Source organism: Candidatus Paraluminiphilus aquimaris (genome assembly GCF_026230195.1).
Classification (GTDB): domain Bacteria; phylum Pseudomonadota; class Gammaproteobacteria; order Pseudomonadales; family Halieaceae; genus Luminiphilus; species Luminiphilus aquimaris.
This window is the reverse complement of sequence record NZ_CP036501.1, coordinates 102,351-118,644: the sequence shown is the minus strand read 5'-3', so window position 1 is coordinate 118,644 and position 16,294 is coordinate 102,351. Positions and strand designations below refer to the sequence as shown.

General features: G+C 53.1%; 17 protein-coding genes and 1 tRNA gene. 10 read left to right on the top strand and 8 right to left on the bottom strand.

Annotation, left to right across the window (positions count from 1 at the left end; translation table 11 throughout):
* The 6 genes from ybgF (at window position 1) to E0F26_RS00520 (ending at window position 4,972) form a co-directional block, all read left to right on the top strand.
* On the top strand, window positions 1-828 hold the full coding sequence (gene ybgF / locus E0F26_RS00545; RefSeq protein ID WP_279242092.1) for a tol-pal system protein YbgF: 828 nt from the start codon (window positions 1-3) through the stop codon (window positions 826-828).
* Window positions 829-857: 29 nt separating this feature from the next.
* Window positions 858-1,502, top strand: coding sequence for a 7-carboxy-7-deazaguanine synthase QueE (queE, locus tag E0F26_RS00540; RefSeq protein WP_279242091.1), 645 nt, complete (start codon window positions 858-860; stop codon window positions 1,500-1,502).
* 8 nt (window positions 1,503-1,510) lie between these two features.
* Entirely contained in the window at window positions 1,511-2,182 is a 672-nt protein-coding gene (gene queC / locus E0F26_RS00535) for a 7-cyano-7-deazaguanine synthase QueC (protein WP_279242090.1), read from the top strand.
* 62 nt (window positions 2,183-2,244) lie between these two features.
* Window positions 2,245-2,320: transfer RNA gene (locus E0F26_RS00530), tRNA-Lys, on the top strand.
* A 220-nt stretch (window positions 2,321-2,540) separates the two neighbouring features.
* Window positions 2,541-3,776: an acetyl-CoA acetyltransferase gene (locus tag E0F26_RS00525; RefSeq protein ID WP_279242089.1), complete on the top strand. Its 1,236-nt coding sequence runs from the start codon at window positions 2,541-2,543 to the stop codon at window positions 3,774-3,776.
* The gene (locus E0F26_RS00520; protein WP_279242088.1) at window positions 3,773-4,972 is read left to right on the top strand and encodes an acetyl-CoA C-acyltransferase; all 1,200 of its coding nucleotides are present in this window, start codon (window positions 3,773-3,775) and stop codon (window positions 4,970-4,972) included. Before E0F26_RS00525 ends, E0F26_RS00520 begins: the two co-directional genes overlap by 4 nt.
* Here the strand turns inward: E0F26_RS00520 and E0F26_RS00515 are convergent.
* Both E0F26_RS00515 and E0F26_RS00510 read right to left on the bottom strand, forming a co-directional pair.
* Window positions 4,969-5,166 (bottom strand): hypothetical protein, encoded by a 198-nt coding sequence (locus tag E0F26_RS00515; RefSeq protein ID WP_279242087.1) that lies wholly within the window; start codon window positions 5,164-5,166, stop codon window positions 4,969-4,971. The two genes, E0F26_RS00520 and E0F26_RS00515, sit on opposite strands and share 4 nt — an antisense overlap.
* A 191-nt stretch (window positions 5,167-5,357) precedes the next feature.
* The gene (locus tag E0F26_RS00510) at window positions 5,358-6,782 is read right to left on the bottom strand and encodes a serine hydrolase domain-containing protein (protein ID WP_279242086.1); all 1,425 of its coding nucleotides are present in this window, start codon (window positions 6,780-6,782) and stop codon (window positions 5,358-5,360) included.
* A 97-nt stretch (window positions 6,783-6,879) separates the two neighbouring features.
* On the opposite strand from E0F26_RS00510, the gene E0F26_RS00505 reads away from it, so the two are divergent.
* Both E0F26_RS00505 and E0F26_RS00500 read left to right on the top strand, forming a co-directional pair.
* Window positions 6,880-7,434, top strand: a complete 555-nt coding sequence (locus E0F26_RS00505; protein ID WP_279242085.1) for a pyridoxamine 5'-phosphate oxidase family protein — start codon at window positions 6,880-6,882, stop codon at window positions 7,432-7,434.
* A 233-nt stretch (window positions 7,435-7,667) separates the two neighbouring features.
* A complete protein-coding gene (locus tag E0F26_RS00500; RefSeq protein WP_279242084.1) occupies window positions 7,668-9,725 on the top strand; it encodes a DUF3604 domain-containing protein in 2,058 nt (685 codons plus the stop codon).
* Window positions 9,726-9,835: 110 nt separating this feature from the next.
* On the opposite strand, the gene E0F26_RS00495 is transcribed toward E0F26_RS00500, so the two are convergent.
* On the bottom strand, window positions 9,836-10,570 hold the full coding sequence (locus E0F26_RS00495) for a TorF family putative porin (protein ID WP_279242083.1): 735 nt from the start codon (window positions 10,568-10,570) through the stop codon (window positions 9,836-9,838).
* A gap of 310 nt (window positions 10,571-10,880) precedes the next feature.
* Between E0F26_RS00495 and E0F26_RS00490 the strand changes: the two genes are divergently transcribed.
* Window positions 10,881-11,258, top strand: coding sequence for a hypothetical protein (locus tag E0F26_RS00490; protein ID WP_279242082.1), 378 nt, complete (start codon window positions 10,881-10,883; stop codon window positions 11,256-11,258).
* 47 nt (window positions 11,259-11,305) lie between these two features.
* Here the strand turns inward: E0F26_RS00490 and E0F26_RS00485 are convergent, their stop codons facing one another.
* From E0F26_RS00485 to E0F26_RS00470, 4 genes are read right to left on the bottom strand one after another with little or no spacing between them, the layout of a single operon-like run.
* Window positions 11,306-12,184, bottom strand: a complete 879-nt coding sequence (locus E0F26_RS00485) for a 5-oxoprolinase subunit C family protein (RefSeq protein ID WP_279242081.1) — start codon at window positions 12,182-12,184, stop codon at window positions 11,306-11,308.
* The gene (locus E0F26_RS00480; protein ID WP_279242080.1) at window positions 12,181-12,933 is read right to left on the bottom strand and encodes a 5-oxoprolinase subunit B family protein; all 753 of its coding nucleotides are present in this window, start codon (window positions 12,931-12,933) and stop codon (window positions 12,181-12,183) included. The genes E0F26_RS00485 and E0F26_RS00480 overlap by 4 nt, the downstream gene beginning before the upstream one ends.
* 8 nt (window positions 12,934-12,941) lie before the next feature.
* The gene (locus tag E0F26_RS00475; protein ID WP_279242079.1) at window positions 12,942-13,733 is read right to left on the bottom strand and encodes a 5-oxoprolinase subunit PxpA; all 792 of its coding nucleotides are present in this window, start codon (window positions 13,731-13,733) and stop codon (window positions 12,942-12,944) included.
* The gene (locus tag E0F26_RS00470; RefSeq protein WP_279242078.1) at window positions 13,733-14,941 is read right to left on the bottom strand and encodes an Nramp family divalent metal transporter; all 1,209 of its coding nucleotides are present in this window, start codon (window positions 14,939-14,941) and stop codon (window positions 13,733-13,735) included. The genes E0F26_RS00475 and E0F26_RS00470 overlap by 1 nt, the downstream gene beginning before the upstream one ends.
* Window positions 14,942-15,104: 163 nt before the next feature.
* On the opposite strand from E0F26_RS00470, the gene E0F26_RS00465 reads away from it, so the two are divergent.
* Entirely contained in the window at window positions 15,105-15,818 is a 714-nt protein-coding gene (locus E0F26_RS00465) for a YebC/PmpR family DNA-binding transcriptional regulator (protein ID WP_279242077.1), read from the top strand.
* Between the two features lie 23 nt (window positions 15,819-15,841).
* Here E0F26_RS00465 and E0F26_RS00460 read toward each other — a convergent pair whose 3' ends face one another.
* Entirely contained in the window at window positions 15,842-16,261 is a 420-nt protein-coding gene (locus E0F26_RS00460) for a VOC family protein (RefSeq protein WP_279242076.1), read from the bottom strand.
* Window positions 16,262-16,294: the final 33 nt, after the last annotated feature.

Below are 16,294 nucleotides of genomic sequence, written 5' to 3'. Positions count from 1 at the left end.
ATGATCTCTAGACGTTTGACAAAGCCGGCGCTGGTCGCCGGCTTTTTTATTTTTACCCATCAGGTTGCTGCGCAGAGTTTCGAGCTTCAGGGAGCTCAGGCCCCGTCGAGCGTCGTGCCCTATGTGCAGGCAGACACGTCAGGCGTACCGCTCACTCCAGAGCCGTTAGCGGACATGAGCTCAGATGCGCGTTCGCTTGCGCTCCGGGTCCAACAACTTGAAGAGGAGATCCGGCGTCTTAACGGTTTGGTCGAGGAGCAAGCGAGTTTGCTTACGCGTTTGCAGGATCAGTCGCTCGAGCGTTACGTTGAAGTCGATCGACGCCTTGCAACTATTGCGTCGGGAGAGGGCATCAATGCCACGGACGATCCAATATCACCGGCTGACACGGTCGCGGTGGGAGATTCCAATGTGGGATCTGAGGAACCCCTTAAGGCACCCCAGATGGGCGAGCAGGAGGCCTACCAAGCGGCTTACGGATTGGTGCGCGAGCGTCAATTTAGTGATGCCTTGACGGCTTTTGCAGCTTTTCTTGGTGAGTACCCGTTTGGACGTTTTGCGCCCAACGCGCACTATTGGTTGGGTGAGCTGTACCTTGTTGTGGAGCCCGTGGATCCAGAGTCAGCCAGACAAAACTTTCAGGTGTTACTAGACCAGTACCCCAATGATCGCAAAGTGCCCGATGCACTTTACAAGTTGGGACGGGTGCATGCCCTTAAGGGGAATCAAGAGCGCTCACGAGAGTATTTGCAGCGCGTCATTTCAGAATACGGTGCAGACGGGCATCCAGCGGCGCAGCTCGCCAAAGACTTCCTCGATAGTCAGTAGCTACCAAATAAGTTCGCGGGTCCTTAATTTTGTCTCAGTTACGCATCACTGAAATATTTCACTCGCTACAGGGCGAGGCTCGTTCTGCGGGTTTGCCAACGGTGTTCGTGCGTTTGACCGGCTGTCCCCTACGTTGCCAGTATTGCGATACGGAATACGCCTTCTCGGGAGGCGCAATGATGTCCTTTGACAGTATTCTAGAGAGCGTTGGCGGTTTCGATTGCAAGACGATTTGTGTGACCGGGGGTGAGCCTCTGGCGCAAGTCGCCTGCAATGACCTTTTAAACGTGCTTTGCGACGCGGGCTTTGATGTGTCACTGGAGACCAGTGGTGCCATGTCGATTGAAGACACGCCAACGACGGTCAGTCGTGTCGTGGATATCAAGACGCCGGACTCGAAAGAGTCGCATCGGAATCTTTGGAGCAATGTGGCGTTGCTGACGCCCAACGACCAAGTGAAGTTCGTTATCTGTAGCCGGGAGGATTACGAGTGGGCGAGGTTCAAGCTCGACGAGTACGCACTTGTTAGCCGCGTTTCGGATGTGCTCTTCTCTCCTTCGCATCATGATATCGCCGCGTCAGATTTGGCTGACTGGATTGTAGCCGACAGACTTCCGGTCCGTTTCCAAATGCAATTGCATAAAATTCTCTGGAACGATGAGCCGGGGCGTTAGGAGCTGATATGACGACGAAGGCGGTGATCTTAACGTCAGGGGGGTTGGACTCAGCGACGCTGCTTGCGATGGCCCACAGCCAGTCTCGAGAGTGCTACAGCTTAAGTTTTGATTATGGGCAGCGTCATCGTGCAGAGCTTAATGCGGCCAAAGCGATAGCGGCGAGCTACGGTGATGTCGTGCATCGAGTGATCTCCCTGGACCTGTCCGCGATCGGTGGATCGGCATTGACCGATATGGATATTGACGTGCCAACAACCCCTCAGGAGGGTATTCCTGTCACCTATGTTCCGGCACGCAATACTGTTTTTCTGTCACTTGCGCTGGGTTGGGCAGAGGTACTTGAAGCCACAGAGATTTACATCGGTGTTAACGCCGTGGATTACTCAGGTTATCCAGATTGTCGTCCCGAATTCATTGCCGCGTATCAAAACCTTATAGGTGTAGCCACTAAAGCGGGTGTAGAGGGCGCGTCTATTGAGCTGAAAACACCGCTAATTCACTTGAGTAAATCGGACATCATTAGAAGGGGTATAGCGCACGGGGTTGACTACGCCATGACCGTTTCCTGTTATCAAGCTGATGAGCAGGGACGGGCCTGCGGTGTTTGCGATAGTTGTCGTATTAGAGCCGCTGGCTTCTCGGATGCAGGTGTCGTTGACCCGACACGGTATCGGTAATTTTCAGGGCTTGCTTTTTTGTCTGTAAGTCGTAAGATTCGCGCCCTCTTGAAGCAGTTTTCGGGTCGTTAGCTCAGTCGGTAGAGCAGTTGGCTTTTAACCAATTGGTCGCTGGTTCGAACCCAGCACGACCCACCATTTTTAAAAAAGCCACCCATTGGGTGGCTTTTTTTTGCGCAGCGGCACGAATGCTTTGCGCATCAGGCGCTTGCATCAACGCTATCTGACCCATCAATAGCCCGCAGTTGCGCAAGCCCCGTGTTTGTTCGCCAATTTCTCCTTCGTCGACCGCAAGTTCGCATCAGGTCACATCTCTGGTTAAAGTGACAGGAATAGATGGGAATCGAAGGACATAATAATGGGAACGGCCGTCTACATACTGGGTGGTAGCCAGACTGACTTTTCCAGAAACTGGGCCCGTGAGGATCTCGAAGTCTACGATATGTTTTCTGAGGTCCTGCGCGACGCGATTTCGGATGCCGCCATCGAGCCAGGTCAAATCGAAGTAGGTCACGTCGGGAATTTTGTTGCTGACTTGTTTGCGGGACAAGGGCTCATCGGCGGCTTCTTTGGACAGGTTTATCCAGAGCTCGCAATGCTCCCCACCTCGCGTCATGAGGCGGCTTGCGCATCAGGGTCAATGGCCATATTGGGGGCCATGCGCGATATTGAAGCGGGCCACTACTCCACCGCCTGCGTTCTAGGCCTTGAGCTTATGCGAAATGTTAACGGTAAGACCGGTGCAGAGTATCTCGGCGCGGCGACGTGGAAGGGGCATGAGGCGCAAGTCTGCGACTTTCCGTGGCCCTATATGTTTGATCTCATAACGCGTGAGTACGACATGCGACACGGTATTCGTGATGAGCACTTGACGCGCATTGCTGAAATAAATTTTGCCAACGCTAAGTTAAATCCCAACGCTCAGACTCGAGGGTGGCAGTTTGCCGACGGTAGCTTTAGCGCTGATGACACCCTCAATCCGGTGATTGAAGGGCGTGTCCGCAAGCTCGATTGTGGCCAAATTACGGATGGTGCCGCGTGTATCATTCTGGCCAACGAGGATGTCGCAAAGGCGCACGCTGAGAAGCAGGGTCTGAAGCTTGCGGATATCCCTCGCATAAAAGGTTGGGGGCACCGCTCCGCGCCTATTTCACTCGATACAAAGCTTACAAGCTCGCGGGGCAATGGCGTCATATTTCCGCACGCGGCTGCCACCATTAGCGAGGCACTCGGTCGCGCCAATATGAAGGCAGTGACATCTGTCGATGGCCTAGAGACGCACGACTGTTTCACCATTACCGAATACATGGCGATTGATCACTCGGGTCTGACGGCACCCGGTGAGAGCTGGAAGGCAATCGAAGAGGGCCGTATCGCGCTCGACGGAGACTTCCCTATTAATGCCAGCGGTGGGCTGATTGGTCTCGGACACCCTGTAGGAGCGACCGGCGTGAGGATGGCGCTTGATTGTGCAAAGCAAGTGTCGGGTAGGGCTGGCGAGTATCAAATCGCAGGGGCGGAGAATCTGCTGACGTTTAATGTGGGTGGGAGTACTACCACCTGCGCAAGTTTGGTGGTGGGTGTTGGGCAGTGAAAAAGGCGTTCATTTATGACGCGATTCGAAGCCCCCGCACGAAAGCAAAAGACTCTGGGGGCTTGCACGAGATAACGCCTACGGAACTGTTAGCGCAGCTCCACCAGACGCTGGCTCAGCGAGTGCAACTTGATCCCAGCCTGATATCGGAGGTGGTATTGGGTTGTGTGACACAACAGGGTGAGCAAGCGGCGAACGTTGCAAAAACTTCGACACTGTTGGCCGGCTGGCCCTCGAGTATTGCCGGGCTTACGATTAATCGTTTTTGCTCGTCGAGTATCGATGCCGTTGCAATTGCCGCATTGAAGGTGGGCGCCGGACAGTCCTCAGCAGTGCTTGCTGGGGGCGTCGAGATGATGTCACGTGTACCGTTAATGGCAGACAGGGCTCGCGTTTTTGCCGATCACGATTTTGGGGTAATGCATCAGATGTTGTTGATGGGTGCGGGCGCCGACCTCATTGCAACTCGGACAGGTGCCACGCGAGAAGCCTGTGACGAGGTAGCTTATTTGAGCCATCAAAGGGCACTTGCTGCACAGGCTCAGGCGCGATTTTCCTCGATTGTGCCCGTGGAAACATCATCGGGTGATGTCTCACTTGATGAATGCATACGCCCTAGTCTGACGCGCGAGCGTTTGGCGGAAATGCCCGCGGCTTTTGCCAAGCTGGGGGCTGAGGGCTCCGATAGTGTTCAGCGCGCCGCTTTTAATGACATTGGTGGTATTTCGCATGTGCATACGGCGGCAAACTCACCCTCGATGTGTGATGGCGCCGGTGTCTTACTGGTCGGCGATGAGCAACTACAGAGCGACCTGTCAGTGCGGCCCAAGGTAGAGATTTTAGACTCGGTAACCTGTTGCGGGGAGCCGCTAGAGGTCGTAGGTGGCTGCGTGGCTGCCACATCGGAGATACTTAAGCGTAATCAGCTCACACCGGAAGACGTTGATGTCTTGGAGATCCACGAGGCTTTCGCCGCAACAATCGTTAAGTTGCATCATGAGTTAGGCATCGAACCAGATAGCGTCAACGTGAATGGGGGTTGTATTGCACTGGGCCACCCAATGGGTGCGACCGGGGTCATTATGATTGGTACCGCTATCGATGAGCTTTACCGTTCGGGGGGCGAGCTTGCCGTCGTCGCGGCAAGTGGTGCAGCGGGAAGTGGAAGCGCAATGTTGCTTAAGCGCTGCAGTTAATCCTCCGCTGTTAGGGGCTCTGCATAATCGTTGTGGATGATCTCGTTAGTCAGTCTTTTTTTGTAGCGGCGCTGTCGTCTTCTCGCTTTTGCGGCACTGGCGCGCCATCCAGCTCGTTTATCGGAGACGAGCTCGTCGACATCACTTGCCGATTCAATGTCTTTACCGTCGCGCTCGTAAGTTCGGCGGGTCATGAGAGACTCCTAATAACCTGAGTGGCGATAATGTGTGAGAGCCTCAGAAATCGCGACTAGTCCAGCCGCTATCTACTTGGTCGCTATTTGGACTTTCCGTTTAGAGAGAGGAACGCGCGCGCAGAGAACCCGGTTCATTAGCGCCAAGCCTGGTTTCTGAAAAGACGTGTCATCGAGAGTTTATTCTCGGGTCAGGGAGCGGGAAATGCTTTCAGAACTTCGCGCAAGAGATCCCAGCGGTTAAATCCTTGTTTTCCAAAGTCGAGACCACGACGGACAATAACAAGATCATGACTGGGCACAACAATGACGTACTGACCGCGGTTGCCGGCCGTGCTGTAGGCGTCAGGCGGTACCTCTCCCTTTCTGTCGTCGGGCACTAGCCACCAATGGCCACCGTAGTCATTCCCTCTAATAGATGAGGCAGGCGCAGGTTTTCTTACGAAGTCTATCCACTCATCTGATAGTAAGCGCTTACCTTGCCAGACACCATTTTGAAGATAGAGCATGCCAAAGCGCGCGAGATCACGTGCATTGGTGTAAACCTGCGAGGAGAAAATGAAATCGCCAAAACGATCTGTCGACGGCAATGTATTAGTCATTCCAAGTTGATCGAATAACGCCCTGTGGGGGTAAGTCAGGTACTCTTCAGGGCTCTTAAAGGTTTTCTTGAGCGCGTAAACGGCGAGTAAGGTGTCATAGTTTTCGTAATCCCAAAAGGTGCCGGGTTCGCGAATTAATCCGCGATTACGCATGCCCTCGATTGAGCTGGCGCCGGCCCAGTAGGCAAGGCCCGAGCCCGTAGCGTATTCCATTCCAAAACTGTCGACAGGGTAGAGTCCTGAGCTCATATGCAAGGCGTGGCGCAGAGTGATCTTGTTTCTTGGGTCGGTCTCAGCGGCTGTGGCCTCGGGCAGCCAGTCGAACCCGAGTGGCGCGTCGAGCGACAATTCGCCGGCATCGACTTTCATGCCAATAAGCGTTGCTGCAATGCTTTTAGCGGTGGACCAAGTGCGTGTCCGGGTTGTTCTATCGAAGCCATCGGCATAGCGCTCAAGGACGATATCGCCCTTATGGACGACCAGCAGGCTTACGGTATTTTGTGCTGTTGTATTGCGCTCAAAGGCCCATCGCTCTGCGGCTTGAAGCGCGGTCTCGTTGACGTAGCTCGGTAGGACCTTGCTTTCGGTTACATCGCCCATGGGCCAGGGCAAATGGCTTGTCGGTGTCCGGTAGCTTAGGTCGATTGTCGGTAGCGACGTGTTATCGGCTAAATCCCAGTCCGGTGGAACCACGACACAGCCGATACCCTCGCGAAACACAGCATGAACGCGGTGGCCGTCGCCACCACCAACACCTACCCATTTAGCCGCTGTATCAATGGCATAGTTTCCTGCATCCGAGTTGCCAACAACCCGGTCACCCAGATAAGCGAGCTCGCTTTTAAATACTTGATCGATGCTGCGGTTAGAGGTGAAAAGACCGTTACAGCTCAACACGGCTTGCACGCCGTTTCGAATCGTCTGACGATTGTTCTCAAAGTAATCGAAGTTCGCATGTGCGATAGAACTGATACCTAGCAGCATGACAACGAGACTTTGACCAATCTTTCGCATCTTGATGTTCCAATGTGTTGATAATCTCTGCAGATTATCAGGTATTTTTAAATCCTCGAATTTCGACGTTATCCGCAGCGATTAAAGGTCCAGCGACATGAAGCCTGCATGGCAAGAGCGACTTGAAAAGTCGATATCAAAAAACAAACGAGATGCGCACAGCCGTTACTTTCAGTTGGCCACTGTCGCAGATGATGGAACGCCTCGTGTGCGCATGGTGGTCTTCCGCGGATTTGCTGGATCTGAGGAGTCGTCGCTCCTCATCATTACCGATACGCGCAGTCAGAAGATCAGCGAGTTAAAAAGCTGTCCGCGGGTTGAGATAGGATGGTATTTCACTCATACACGCGAGCAGTATAGGCTTCGATGCAATAGTGAGATCTTTCTGGGATCCAAAGGACCACAAGAGCAGAGAGGGCTTGTCTGGTCGCGGTTGTCCGAGGCGGCGAGAGCTCAGTTTTTCTGGAAGACACCCGGGGAGGCTGAAGGATCAGGCGATGCGCCGCCGCTCGCTGAGACGCCCCCTGACACCTTTGCGGTCATTGGCTTCCAGCCTTTTTCCGTCGATCATCTGATTTTATCGAAGCAGCAAATACGAACTAAAAGTCTGATTAAAGCGGGTGTTTGGTCAGAGCAAAGACTGAATCCGTGATGGCGGCTCAAAAAAAGTGGGTACCTTTCTTGGCTGATTAGAGGTGGCGTCTGATCACTTTTGTTTTATGCTAGGCCCAATAATAACGATGTGTAAAAGGTCCGCTATCTATGTTTTCGAGTCCGCAATCGAGTTTTGGGGGGCGGTTGTTAGCGCCCACGATTTGTTTTTTTGCTCTATTAACCGCCTGCGCCGATGAGACAGTTGAACAATCGAGTGAGGCGTTCAGCGCAATGGCTGACGTGCACACTGACCCGGCGGTAATTCAGGGCACAGTTGAGATAGACAAACTACTGATTGAGCAAGACCCTGATGGAAACTGGTCAGCCAGTGTTTTTGATCCTGATACGGTTTTGCTAGAAAGGGAAAGTAGCGAGAACAAGACAGTGGTTAATGAGGCTGTCTCTCCCGGTGAACGGTCACCCTATTACGGGGATCTTCACGTCCATACCGAATACTCTTTCGATGGCTACGCTATGGGAACGCAGGCTACGCCATACGATGCCTACCGATTTGCCAAAGGCGAGGCGATCTCGAATCCGGGCGGTTTTGACATGCAGCTCTCGCGGCCCTTGGACTTTTATGCCGTGACGGACCACGCGATGTTTTTGGGCTTGGTTAAGGCCTCCGCTGAGACTGTGACGGAGTTTTCTCAAAGTGATTTTGCAGCGTCTTATCACGGTCTGAACGACCCGCATAATTATGATACCGATTTCTTGAGTATGGTGAGCCGGCTTGGCACCTTCGCCAGCTTCTTACCGAGTGCGGTTGCCGGTATTCGTTCGGGGGACATCGATAGGGACGCGGTTCTAAAGGTTGTTCGCTCGGCTTGGGAAGACACCGTTGACGCGGCCGAAGAGTTTAATGATCCCGGCAACTTCACCACTTTTGTGGCCTACGAGTACACGGCGTCTACGCTCGATATGGGCAACTTACACAGAAATGTGATTTTTAGGGGCAGCGATAAACTACCGCGTGAGCCTTTTTCACGTTTTCACTCCGTCAACCCTGAAGATTTATGGGACTGGATGGATGAGCTTCGTGAGATGGGCATTGAAAGCATGTCGATTCCCCATAATTCAAACGGTTCAAACGGACAGATGTTCAAGCTCGAGGATTGGGCTGGAAACCCCCTTGACGACGCTTATGCAGAACAGCGTATGCGCAATGAGCCTATCGTAGAGATCACACAGGTAAAAGGTACGTCGGAGACACACCCACTGCTCTCGAACCGGGATGAGTTTGCGGGCTTTGAAATCATGCCTTATCGGGTTGCAACCAACGCGCTGAGCGCGATTAACGGGTCTTATGTAAGAGAGGCGCTCCTTAACGGTCTTAGCCTCGAGCAATCAGGCATCACCAATCCCTACAAGTTTGGTTTTATTGGCTCAAGTGATACTCACTCCGGTGCAGCTGCGGTGGAGGAGGACAATTACGTCTCCAAGTTAGGTTTGCTCTCAAGCGAAGCCGTTCAACGAGGCTCCGTTCCCTACACAGGCTTAGATGCGCAAACATTCTATTGGGGTAGTCGTATTCTGGCGATAACCAATCCGTCGCCCAGAGGTGGAACGGCTTATTCAAAGCTTAATGGCGAGGTCTACATAAACGGTGCAACACCTACATTTGGCGCCTCTGGTCTCGCGGCTGCATGGGCGGAGGAAAATACCCGCGATTCGCTGTACGAAGCTTTCAGGCGGAAAGAAGTGTTTGCGACCTCTGGCCCTCGCATCAAAGTTCGCTTTTTTGCGGGTGCTGACCTCGACGAGAGCATGCTCGATGCGGCCGATGGTATCGAACGAGCTTATGAAAGTGGCGTGACCATGGGGGGAGACATCATGTTATCTGCTGATGACACCCGCGCACCTAATTTCCTTGTCATGGCGTCCGCCGATCCTTTGAGCGCACCACTGCAGCGTTTGCAAGTCATCAAGGGCTGGATTGATGCCCAAGGTGAAACCCATGAGGAAGTGATGGATATAGCGTGTGCCGGTGGCGCTGCGGTTAACCCTGAGACTAATCGCTGTCCTGACAATGGTGCTCGCGTCGACATCTCGACCTGCTCAATTAACCCTGAGACCGGTGCTGCACAGCTCTCTGCGATGTGGTCAGATCAAAATTTTGATCCAACAGCGAGGGCCTTTTATTACGCGCGCGTGATCGAAAACCCGACCTGCCGTTGGTCAACCTGGGATGCGGTCCGAGCAGGCGTTCCCCCCCGTCCCGATTTGGCTAAAACGCTGCAGGAGCGTGCGTGGTCTTCACCCATTAATGTCATACCTGCTGAAGGGTAATCTCCTGCGGGTGGTACTTCCTTCTGGAATTGACAGAAAAAAAAGCGCTCCAAGGAGCGCTTTTTCTTTAGACAACAGCCTCACTCAAGTGAGGTGTGTGAAGTCAGTAGTTACATCGCGATGTCGACTGCGTAGGACACAACAAATTTAACGCTGTCGTTATCGTATCCACCTTCGGCTGCGCCACCTTTCACGTTCGTATCAGAAATCATGAAGGTAAACCCATCTTTGCTGAACGTAACATTGTAGTCAGTGTAGCCACTCGCGTTGCCGTTAAACGCTTCGGCGAAGTCACCGTCATGATGGCCTATGTGCAAGCCAACACCAACGCCGTTTGTTAACTCAAAGCCGTAATCAAGTGACAGATAATAGGCTTCGCCAAAACCAAAGTCTTGGCCTTCAGCTTCGTCCGCTTCTGTATTAGCCAATAAGTTGTACTGGATGCTGAAGTCCCCAAGACCCATACCCACATACACTTCGCCAAAATCAAACTCGGCTTCACTGTCGTAGTTGTAGTAGAGGTAACCTACATCCCAGCTGATGTCGCCCGTGCTAAACGCATAGCCTGCGTAAACGTCATGCTCGTACGAGTAAACGTCACCCGCGCCATAGTTAACGTTAGACGCCCAAGTGCCGACGTAAAAGCCGCTGTCTGCTGCGTAGTCAATGCCGCCTTGAACAGCCGACTCGTTCTCAGTTTGGGTGAGGCCACGCCAAATGTAGTTGCTGGTCACCGATGCGTTCGCAGACCACTCGCCTGCGTTAGCATTTGATGCGAGAGCGCACATTAACGCTGCAGGAAGGATGACAGCAGTCTTGGTAGTTCGGGAAATGGTTGTCTTCATGTTTACTCCTAGTAATAACGAAATTAGAGACCAGTGCGCCATTCGGTCTATGCGATGAGCGCGTTGGAGGTGGTCATCGCTACTAGAGCAACAAGCGGGCCAAAATATTCAAGATGTTGTTTTTATTGAGTTTATTATTATTTTGCGTTGATCCATTCGCGATATTTACCTCATGCAATTGAGTCATCGCACCGAGATGGTGCGCATGAGTTCGATTTTGGGGCGCTTACAGCCGTAATCGTGGTCCCCCGTAGCGTGATCTGCGAACACTATGAGCCGTAATTAAAAAAACACACCAGAAGGAGGCCCCATGAGTAATCGCTTCTCACATTTATCGATAGCCCTTATTGCTTCAGCGTTGTCAGTTCAGGCATCGGCGCTAGAAATTGACTGTGCCTCGATTATCGACGAGACCGTAAGCGAGCTGCGTATTGGTGCTGCGTCTTGGTGGTCAGAGGATGTAGAGAAAATAGCCGGCATGTCCGCTATGGCCGCGTGTTTTAAAGCCGCCTCTGCCTACCGCGACCAGTCTGGCGGTGATCGGGAGGAAGCGGACTCTGACCCATCAGATTCAGCACAAGGCGAATCGCTAAAAGACCCGTCCCCCGGTTTAAGTTTCCGCCCCCTATCCGGCGCAGGAAGTAAGAAACCGTATGAGCGCGTGCGGGCAAAAAAAGGGGGACAGTGAGACAGTATCAACTCGCAGCTTGCTTGAGCGGTGGACGCGGTCTCGTGCTAAGTCAAACACGGTGTGGGGAGAACTTCGAAAAAGAAGGCATCTCCCACCCGGAGCTGTCCCAGTCTGCGCATTGATGACTGGCTGCATTGAAGGATTCGGGGATAGCCTCCAATTGTTTGTCCGTCTGCGAGTAATGCGATGGCCTGGCCACCCGGTGTCAGCTGCACCGTACCCGGCATAACGCCGGATGATTGCATTTCAATATTTTCGTAATCGTCGCTGAAACCGAAGGGCGTGTTCGCTCTCAGTCCAACCCGATTTGATGGTTCGCAGACTATGAGTTCGGTGTTGAACAGTGCCGTCTGAGCGCCCTCGGACAGCCAGTGGAACTCGGGGCCTCTGAATGCTCTTATTTTATTTGTGAGAGGTTGTGGTGCGAGGTGAGTCGAGGGCCATGGATCTACTCGCCTTGGCAATGTCGTCAAGGCGTCACCAGATTTCCACACGGCGCTGGGTAGGAGCTCATAACTACCGATGAGTAGTGCGCTGGCGCTGCCAAGCCAACGTTGGACTTGCCAATTACCCTCCAAGGCTAAATAGGCACGACAGCCATTAGAGGGGGGGGAGAAGCTGATCTCATCGCCGGCCTTTACAACGATTCGACGAGCACTATCCACTTCTTTGTCATTTATATGGAGGCCAAAATTAGCGCCGGCTAAGGCAATCGAGCCGTCTGTTTCACAGCGAATCCTCGGTCCACTCAAGGTGATCTCCAACACCGGCGTATGACGTGTGTTGCCCACCAAAGAGTTGGCAAATTCCATCGATGGCGCATCGAGCGCGCCGCTCACGGGAATGCCAAGGTGCGTATATCCTGGTCGTCCCGCATCTTGTGTGGTCGTTCGAAACCCACTGGTTATGAAGGTGACAATCACTGTTTGAAGTCATCCAGTCTGAGCTCACCGTGCTCGGCACTCGCCAATAGCTCGTTAAAGTACGACGCCGATACTGAGATAAAGGTGACTTGATCGTGAGGTGAGAACAGGACTGGTGATGGGCGAGTGGGCTCAAAGATAGCAAAGGGTAAGCGGCCCAGTACGCGCCATCCACCCGGTGAGTCCATCGGATAGATTCCCGCTTGGTTACCTGCAATGGCCACGGAAGAGGCCGGTATACGACTTTTTGGCACCTCTAGACGTCGACACTGGAGCGCGTCGGATAAGCCGCCAAGATAGGTGAAGCCAGGTAGAAACCCTATGGCGTTCACACGGTATGTGGCGTTGCAAAATGTTGCGACGACTCGATCCCAAGAAAGCCCCAATTCTTCCTGTAGCTCGCACGCATCCTCGTCACGTTCATCAACAAAAAGTGTGGGTAGCTGCCAACAGGCTTGGTCGACCTCTGACCCCGCGTTCACGAAATCCGAGGAGGGGCTCTGAAACAACTCGCTGATAATCGTACTCAAGCGATCGCCTGAAATGGCAGCTGGCTCAAAGGTGACAAGCAAGCTCGCATAGCTGGGTGTCGTACTGATAAGGCCTCGTAGTTTCAAGGCCAGTAGTTGTTGGTTGAGTGCCGAAACCGCGCGTATCGCCGGTGTTTTTTCGGTCTCTTCGAACTGAACGAGCAGCCCCCTCTCCCCGAACGCAAGAAGTCGGATATTCGCTGCTATGCGATTTGTCATGTCCCGTGTCATCGACCCGCAATCACCTTAATGTTGCGGTGGTGCAGTAGCGTATTGATCGTCGCAACATGCTCAAACGCCCCGGGTGTGTCGCTGTGAACGCAAATCGAATCCGCAATCAATGGAATCGACTTTCCGTCAATTGAAACAACTGAGCCGTGTTCAAGGAGCGACATAATTTGTTGTGTGGCGGCCTGCGGGCTCTCTATCACTGCGCCCGGGAGATTGCGTGGAGTGAGTTGTCCATCGTCGCTGTATCGGCGGTCCGCAAAGGCTTCAGCAATGAACCTCACGCCCTGCGCTTCGCAAGAGGCTTTGAGGTGGCTACCAGCAAGCCCCATCAGGGCGAGGGTTGGATCGATTGCTTTTACTGTTCGAATGACGGTATCGGCAAGTGACTTATCGCTCACCATGTCGTTGTAAAGCGCGCCGTGCGGTTTCACAAAAGCGAGCTGTGCACCTTCACCAATGGCGATTGCCCTTAGCGTTGAGATTTGTAACTCAAGCGACGCAGCGAGCGCGTCTAGCGGTAGATCCAAGCTGCGACGGCCAAAGTCGGTCTTGTCTGGATAGGCTGGATGAGCGCCCACCCGCAACCCGTTAGCGACGGCATTTCGAAGCGTCGTTTGCATAGACTGCGCATCGCCACTGTGCCCACCGCAGGCGATGGAGCAGCTGCTGATGAAGGACATAAGCTCAAGGTCTGATTGTGCCCTCGATTGCGTGCATTGCGCAGTTTGAGCCGTCTCACTCGTTTCCCACTCACCCATGTCACAGTTGATGTCGATGGATCTCTGCATTAGAGCCACCCTGTGGCCATTAGTACACTTCGTAATCCGAGTGCGCAGGTGACGGTGAGCACAAAAAGCCCCATGGCATTATTGAAAGGTGTATTGCGATGTTTACCTAGCAGTGCCTGATCATTTGCAATCCACAATATAAAAGCCGCCGTGATAGGCAGAAGAATACCGTTAGTAAATTGGGCGAAAACGATAAGCTCGATAGGGCGCAGACTCAGTGACGCGACAATAACGCCAAAGGCGAGCACGAGTCGCCATGACCATTTAAAGGCTCGATCGCGTTTTTTTGCATCGAGATTAAGCACCTCAGTAACGGCATAAGCCGCAGCGAGCGGGGCCGTTATGGCCGAGGATAGGCCTGCAGCAAAAAAGCCGACCCCAAGAACAAGAGGCGATGCGGATCCAAGCACCGGGGCCAATGTGGGTGCAAGCTGTGTAAACGACGAGGTCTTTATGGCCGCACCGTGCATGACGACGGCGGCGGTTACGGCGATGCAGAGTGTAATGACACCACCCCCGATAACTGAAACCAGAATGTCTCGCCGCGCATCTGCCAGTGTCATGCCCTCTTTACTGTGGCGTTTAATGACGGATGCGTGCAGGTAAAGATTATAGGGGACCACCGTTGTGCCAATGATTCCGAGTATTAGGAGGCTCGCATTCTCTGGAAGCGAGGGTACAAACAGACCCTTTGCAATTGCTAAGACGCTCGGCTGTAGGTACAAAGCAGTGCCGACAAACACCAAAGCCATTGCCACGACCAGTGCACCGAGCGTTTGCTCTAAGAAATACGAGCCTTGTTTGTTCAAAATAAAAAACGCCGCCGAACCAATGATGAGTGGCCAAATATTTACTGCGCTTAATGTCCAGCTGGGCAGACCGGCGCCGGCGCCGGTAATGTTGCCTGCCTCGTAGGCGGCGTTTCCTACAACGATGGCAGCAATCACCAGAAGCGCGGCGGGCCACCGTAAGGGAGTGTTGTTTGTGCGCGCCGCGATGGCCTCACCCAAACCAACTTGGGCAACGGCTCCAAGGCGGGCAGTCATCTCTTGCAATGTAAGCGTGGCAATGACAGAGAAACCAATCGCCCACAGCAAGGTGAAACCGAAGTTACCCCCCGCGAGTGTCGCGGTGGTGACGGTCCCTGGTCCGATAAAAGCGGCTGCGATCATCGCGCCGGGGCCAAAGCCTTTCACTTTATTTGCCATGAGGGATTTTTCGCAGCCTCAAATTAAGATGTTGAGAGTCGATATTGGCAGTAAGTGTATCGTGAACTCTCCGGAGCTGAAAAACAGACCTCGTGATAAAGAGGCTCCGCATTAGGGAGGGTTCTGGTTTAAACTAGCCACTTTCAACTTGGAGGAATGAGGCATGGGGCGCGCCTACCAAAACCGCAAAGACTCAATGGCTAAAACGGCCGCGATGAAAACTGCGGTTTACTCGCGATATAGCCGTGAAATCTACATGGCGGCGAAAGCCGGCGGTACAGACCCCTCTGCAAATCTTTCCTTGCGGTCACTAATAGACCGAGCAAAGAAGGATCAGGTTCCCTCGCATGTCATCGAAAAAGCGATCGATAAAGCGGGCTCGGGTGTGGGTGAGGACTTCCAGATTGCCCGTTACGAGGGATTTGGTCCGGGTGGGACAATGCTGCTAGTTGATTGCTTGACCGATAACGCGAACCGAACCATCGGTGAAGTGCGGCCAGCGTTCACAAAGGGTAAAGGTAAATTTGGAACGCCCGGTACGGTGGCTCATATGTTTGAGCATGCGGCCGTATTTGTATTTAAGGGTGATGAGGAAGCTGTTTTAGATTGCTTGGTGATGGCAGACGTCGATGTGCTCGAAGTGGAGTGCGAAGAGGGCATGGTGACTGTGATGGCCCCAAATACCGAGTTTGCTAAAGCGCGCAATGCGTTAACCGATGAGTTTGCCGACATTGATTTTGAGGTCGATGAGATTCAGTTTGTTCCCAAGGGGGAGACGGTGATCACCGGGGAGGCACTGGAACAATTTGAGAAACTACTCGACCTTCTTAATAGATGTGAGGACGTACAAAACATCTATCACGATGCCAAATATTAGGGTTTTCGCTGGAGCCTAGGCCCCTAAAACGGGGCGAATAGATCGTTGTCGTTGGCGAAACTTTTGAACTCCAGCGCGTAGCCATTAGGGTCTCTGAAAAAGACGGTTCGTTGCTCCCCAGGTGTTCCCTCAAACCGAACTGAAGGCTCGATAATCATTTCCACTTTACCCGTGATTCGGCGGCAAAGTTCTCGGTGCTGATCTGGCGTAAGCACGACGCCAAAGTGTGGGATGGGCACGCTGTGAGCGTCGACTGGGTTGTACGATTCTGGCAGAGGGTCCGACCCCGTCACGTGAAACACGAGCTGATGGCCAAATAAATTCAGGTCAATCCATTCGCTGCTTGTTCTCCCAAGCGTACAGCCGAGGGTTTGGCAGTAGAAGGTTTGTGTTTCATCAAGCTTGGCCGTAGGCAAGGCTAGGTGAAAAGGTCTGATTTTCACGGATAATCCCTCGTTCTCAATGACTCGACAGTG

Excerpts from the sequence above, each read along its gene's own strand:
- E0F26_RS00515 (WP_279242087.1), bottom strand. The coding sequence starts at position 5,166 with ATGACCCGCCGAACTTACGAGCGCGACGGTAAAGACATTGAATCGGCA.
- queC (WP_279242090.1), top strand. The coding sequence starts at position 1,511 with ATGACGACGAAGGCGGTGATCTTAACGTCAGGGGGGTTGGACTCAGCG.
- E0F26_RS00470 (WP_279242078.1), bottom strand. The coding sequence starts at position 14,941 with ATGGCAAATAAAGTGAAAGGCTTTGGCCCCGGCGCGATGATCGCAGCC.
- ybgF (WP_279242092.1), top strand. The coding sequence starts at position 1 with ATGATCTCTAGACGTTTGACAAAGCCGGCGCTGGTCGCCGGCTTTTTT.
- E0F26_RS00465 (WP_279242077.1), top strand. The coding sequence starts at position 15,105 with ATGGGGCGCGCCTACCAAAACCGCAAAGACTCAATGGCTAAAACGGCC.
- E0F26_RS00510 (WP_279242086.1), bottom strand. The coding sequence starts at position 6,782 with ATGCGAAAGATTGGTCAAAGTCTCGTTGTCATGCTGCTAGGTATCAGT.
- E0F26_RS00490 (WP_279242082.1), top strand. The coding sequence starts at position 10,881 with ATGAGTAATCGCTTCTCACATTTATCGATAGCCCTTATTGCTTCAGCG.
- E0F26_RS00480 (WP_279242080.1), bottom strand. The coding sequence starts at position 12,933 with ATGACAAATCGCATAGCAGCGAATATCCGACTTCTTGCGTTCGGGGAG.
- E0F26_RS00475 (WP_279242079.1), bottom strand. The coding sequence starts at position 13,733 with ATGCAGAGATCCATCGACATCAACTGTGACATGGGTGAGTGGGAAACG.
- E0F26_RS00505 (WP_279242085.1), top strand. The coding sequence starts at position 6,880 with ATGAAGCCTGCATGGCAAGAGCGACTTGAAAAGTCGATATCAAAAAAC.
- E0F26_RS00495 (WP_279242083.1), bottom strand. The coding sequence starts at position 10,570 with ATGAAGACAACCATTTCCCGAACTACCAAGACTGCTGTCATCCTTCCT.
- E0F26_RS00500 (WP_279242084.1), top strand. The coding sequence starts at position 7,668 with ATGGCTGACGTGCACACTGACCCGGCGGTAATTCAGGGCACAGTTGAG.
- E0F26_RS00525 (WP_279242089.1), top strand. The coding sequence starts at position 2,541 with ATGGGAACGGCCGTCTACATACTGGGTGGTAGCCAGACTGACTTTTCC.